Annotated in this window: 5 protein-coding genes; all 5 read right to left on the bottom strand. The window is 70.8% G+C overall.

Annotated elements, in window-relative coordinates; translation table 11 throughout:
- On the bottom strand, positions 1-634 hold a 634-nt coding region (locus Q7W02_04955; GenBank protein ID MDO8475538.1), incomplete at its 3' end, for an adenylate/guanylate cyclase domain-containing protein.
- 335 nt (positions 635-969) lie between these two features.
- Positions 970-1,404, bottom strand: coding sequence for a large conductance mechanosensitive channel protein MscL (mscL, locus tag Q7W02_04950; protein MDO8475537.1), 435 nt, complete (start codon positions 1,402-1,404; stop codon positions 970-972).
- A gap of 5 nt (positions 1,405-1,409) precedes the next feature.
- A complete protein-coding gene (gene ftsZ, locus Q7W02_04945) occupies positions 1,410-2,540 on the bottom strand; it encodes a cell division protein FtsZ (protein ID MDO8475536.1) in 1,131 nt (376 codons plus the stop codon).
- Between the two features lie 121 nt (positions 2,541-2,661).
- Positions 2,662-3,906, bottom strand: a complete 1,245-nt coding sequence (gene ftsA, locus Q7W02_04940) for a cell division protein FtsA (protein MDO8475535.1) — start codon at positions 3,904-3,906, stop codon at positions 2,662-2,664.
- An 8-nt stretch (positions 3,907-3,914) separates the two neighbouring features.
- Positions 3,915-4,656: FtsQ-type POTRA domain-containing protein (locus tag Q7W02_04935; protein MDO8475534.1), on the bottom strand; the 742-nt coding region annotated here is incomplete at its 5' end.

The raw sequence follows: 4,656 nt of genomic DNA, 5'->3' as shown, positions 1-4,656 counted from the left end.
TGGGCGCGTCCAGTCCCCTCACCGGCCGCTGCCCCAGCGGTCTGGCGACCACGTAGCCCTCGACGAGCATCAAGGTCTCGGGCGTGATGAGGATGGATCCCGGCATCGCCATCTGTTCCTTGCGCGCCGCGAGATGCGTGGTCTGGCCGACGGCGGTGTAGTCCATGCGCAGATCGCTGCCGACCGAGCGCACGACGACCTCCCCCGAGTTGAGGCCGATACGGATCTGCACTTCGACCCCGTGCGAGCGGCGCGTGTCGTCGGCGTAGCGCTTGAGCGTCTCCTGCATCCGGAGGGCGGCGTAGCACGCGCGCACGGCGTGGTCTTCGTGGGCCAGGGGCGCACCGAAGAGCGCCATGATGCCGTCGCCCATGACCTGGTTCACCGTGCCCTCGTAGCGGTGGACGGCCTCCATCATGTGCTCGAGGACGGGATCGAGGAGCTTGCGCGCTTCCTCGGGATCGCGGTCGGCGAGCAGTTCCATCGAGCCCTTGAGGTCGGCGAAGAGGACGGTGACCTGCTTGCGCTCGCCTTCGAGAGCGGCCTTGGAGGTGAGGATCTTCTCGGCCAGGTGCTTGGGGGTGTACGTCTCCGGGGCGGGCGAACGAACCGGGGCCGCGGTGCCTGCAACCACGGCTTGGCCACACTGGAGGCAGAAGCGGGCGCTCCCGGGTAATTCTGCGCCACAGGAGCCGCAGGCGAGCGCGAGGCGGGCTCCGCAGCCGAGGCAGAACCTGGCGTGGGGCGGGTTGTCCTGCTGGCACCGGGGACACGTCATGCCGGGGAGGCCTCCGACTGGGGGAGTCGAGCCGGTTTCCTTCGTAGGACGAGTGGGCCGACCTTAGCCGGAGACTCTCTGTGGGTCAAGGACGGCCGAGCCGACCTGGGACGGCGGGCGAAGAGCTCCGGGACGGCGTGGCGAGGTCGAGGTCCACGAACGGAAGCTCGTGCAGCACGTCGAGAGCCTGCCTATGCCGGCTTGACCTCCGACGTGCAGTGGGCGCAGCGCGTGGCCTGGAGCGGGATCTGCGACAGGCAGAGCGGGCACGGGCGCGTGGTGTGAGCCGGCGCGGCCGGGGGGAAGAGCCGGTTGACCTGCTTGATCAGGACGAAGACGGCGAATGCCACGATCAGGAAGTCCACGATGGCCTGGAGGAACGCGCCGTAGTTGAGCGTCGGCGCGCCCGCCGCCTTGGCCGCCGCGACGCTCGGGTAGTGTTGTCCCGAGAGGTTGACGAAGAGGCTGCCGACTTCCGCCTTGGCCAGGAGAAGGCCGATCGGCGGCATGAGAACGTCGCCGACGAAGGACCCCACGATCTTGCCGAAGGCCGCGCCGATGATGACGCCCACCGCCAGCTCGGCGACGTTGCCGCGCGCGATGAACTCTTTGAACTGCTTGAGCATGCTCGCTAGTCCGCTTGCCTCCTCAGGAACGCGGGCACGTCGAGGTCCTCTTCCGTCGGGCCGTCGGCCTCGGCGCGGATGTCGGCCGGCACGCGACGGCGCCAGTCCTTGGTGGAGGGAGCGCCGGGACGGGGCGGGCGCTGCATGTCCACGACCTTGCCCGAAGGCTGGTTGGCCTCCTTGCGCTCGCTGAAGCCCGTGGCGATGACCGTGATGCGCACTTCGTCCTGCAGGCTCGGGTCGATGACCGCGCCGAAGATGATGTGGGCCTCCTCGTGCGCCGCCTCCTGGACGATCCGCGCGGCCTCTTCGACCTCGTGCAGAGACATGTCCGAGCCGCCGGTGAAGTTGATCAGGATGCCGCGGGCGCCGTCGATCGAGGTCTCGTCGAGCAGCGGGCTCGCGACGGCCTTTTGCGCCGCGTCGAGCGCGCGGTGCTCGCCCTTGCCGACGCCGGCGCCCATGAGCGCCATGCCCATCCCGGCCATGATGGTCCGCACGTCCGCGAAGTCGAGGTTGATCAGCCCGGGCACCAGGATCAGGTCCGAGATGCCCTGCACCGCCTGGAGCAGCACGGTGTCGGCGACCTTGAACGCCTCGAGCAGCGGCGTGCCGCGGTCCACCACCGCGAGCAGACGCTGGTTGGGGATGGTGATCAGCGTGTCCACAACGCCCCGCAGCTCGGCGAGCCCGGCTTCCGCCTGCTGGGAGCGGCGCCTGCCCTCGAAGGCGAAGGGCTTGGTCACGACCGCCACGGTCAGGATACCCATCTCCTTGGCGGTCGCGGCCACGATGGGCGCCGAGCCCGTGCCCGTGCCGCCGCCGAGCCCGGCGGTGACGAAGACCATGTCCGCGCCGTCCAGGAGCTTCTTGATCTGCTCGCGGTCCTCGAGGGCCGCGTTCTTGCCCACCTCGGGGTCGGCGCCGGCGCCCAGGCCCATGGTCAGGCGCGCGCCCAGCTGGAGCTTCACGGGAGCGGGCGACGCGCGCAGGGCCTGTAGGTCCGTGTTGGCCACGATGAACTCGACGCCGGTGAAGCGGGCCTCCATCATCCGGTTGATCGCGTTGGACCCGCCGCCGCCGAGGCCGATCACCTTGATCTTGGCGTTGTCCTTCGTCTCCTCGAACTCGAACACCGGCCGCCCCCCCCGTGGCTCTACCATCGGCTCCTCCTTGACCACCCTGCGTGAGTATCGCGGCTGGCCCGGCGGCAGCTGGAGGACGAGCTCCCCCTGCCCCGCGGGCCTGGACCCATTGCTAGAAGAGCTCGCCAAACCAGTCCCTGAGCCTCCGCATCGTCCCAAGCCCGGAGGCCGCGACGGCGTCATCCACGGAGGCGCCGCTGCGCCGCCCGCGCGCGCCGTAGAGCGCCAGGCCCACGCCCGTGGCATAGATCGGGCTCTGGACCACGTCCGAGAGCCCGCCGATGCCCGTGGGCAGCCCGCGCCGCACGGGCAGGTCGAAGACCTGTTCGGCCAGCTCCGGCACGCCCTGCATGATCGAGGTGCCGCCCGTGACGACGACGCCCGCCGCGGCGGCGTCCTCGAGCCCGGCCTTGGCGAGCTCGCGGGCGACGAGAGTGAAGATCTCCTCGGCGCGCGGCTGGATGATCTCGGAGAGGATCTGGCGCGACAGCTCGCGCGCCTTGCGCCCGCCCACCGAGGGCACGGAGATGACTTCATCTTCGCGTACAAGGGCAGTCAGCGCGCAGCCGAGACGCTTCTTGAGCTCCTCGGCCTCGGCCGTCGGCGTACGGAGCCCCACGGCGACGTCGTTCGAGATGTGGTCGCCGCCCAGCGGCAGGATGCCCGTGTACCAGACGGCGCCGTCGCGGAAGAGCGCGACGTCCGTCGTGCCGCCGCCCAGGTCTATCAGCAGGATCCCGAGCTCCTTCTCCTCGTCGGAGAGGACAGCCTCGGCCGAGGCCAGCGGCTCGAGCACGATGTCCTGCACCTGGAGCCCCGCGCGGTTGACGCTGCGGACGACATTCCGCACGGAGGTCGTGGCGCCCGTCACCAGGTGCACCTCGACCTCGAGCCGCACCCCGGACATGCCGAGCGGCTCCTTGACACCGTCCTGGTCGTCCACGACATAGGTCTGGGGCAGCGCGTGGATGATCTCGCGGTCCTGCGGCAGGTTGATGGCGCGCGCGGCGTCCAGCGCCCGCTCGACGTCGGCGGCGCTGACCTCGCGGTGCTTGCCCGAGACGGCGACCACGCCCCGGCTGTTGGCTCCGCGGATGTGCCCCCCGGCCACGCCTGCGATCACGCTCGAGATCTCGACGCCCGCCATCTCCTCGGCGTCGCCGACGGCCTGCTTGATGCTCTCGACCGTCGAGTCGATGTTGACCACGACGCCCTTGCGCAGGCCCCGCGAGGGGCTGGTGCCGACGCCCACGATGTCGAGAGTGCCGATGGACGACCACTCCGCGATGACGCAGCAGATCTTGGTCGTCCCCACGTCGAGTCCGGTGATGAGCTGCCGTCCTCTCGATCTGCCCATGGCGTCCCCTACCTTGCCGCGGTTCTCAGCACGACCTGGTCGCGGAATCGCAGGTCGATCGACGTCGCCCGTTGGCCCGAGGCGCGGAGCTGCGCCAGCACGCCACCGAGCCGCCCCATGCGGTCGTCCCAATCTTCTCTGCCGAGCCGCACCTCGACGCCGTCCAGCATGTAGAGCACCGGTCCCTCGGGGCGGCTCACGTCCACTTCGGAGATCTCCCTCAGCAAAGAGCTCTGCGCGCGCATCAGCGTGCGTATCAGGGCCACGCCCGCGGCCACGCGCTCGGACGACGTCCGACCCGCGGCCGCGACGTCGTCGGCGCCCGCGGCCGACACCAGGGGCGCGTCGAGGGCGACGGCCCGCGTCTCCGGACCGAGCGGCACGCCCTGCTCGTCCACCCAGTAGAGAGCCCCGGCATGAACAAGGACGAAGGGCTGGCGCTCTTCCACCAGCAGCGTGACGCGGTTCGGGAAGGCACGGACCAGCTCGGCGCGGCGCACCATCGGCAGCGCCTCGACGCCCGCCACCGCCCGCCGCGCGTCGAGCCGGAAGAGGTTCTGCCCGGGCGCGAGCCCGGAGGCCGCGACCACCTGATCCACCGAGAGCTGGCTCTGCCCCGCGACCTCGACGCGCTCGACGGCGAAGCGCGGCGCCGTGAGGAGCCACCGGCCGCCGGAAGCGAGCGCGCCGCCCAGCGCGACCACGAGCAGCCCCACGCAGAGCCAGGCACCACCCCGGCGGGCCAGCCGA

The organism is Candidatus Rokuibacteriota bacterium (assembly GCA_030647435.1).
Classification (GTDB): Bacteria; Methylomirabilota; Methylomirabilia; order Rokubacteriales; family CSP1-6; genus AR37.
Note: the sequence above shows the minus strand (reverse complement) of the source record. Positions and strands in the feature narration are given on the sequence as shown.

Bases quoted from the DNA above. Each gene is read 5' to 3' on its own strand.
- mscL (MDO8475537.1), bottom strand. From the start codon at position 1,404: ATGCTCAAGCAGTTCAAAGAGTTCATCGCGCGCGGCAACGTCGCCGAG.
- ftsA (MDO8475535.1), bottom strand. From the start codon at position 3,906: ATGGGCAGATCGAGAGGACGGCAGCTCATCACCGGACTCGACGTGGGG.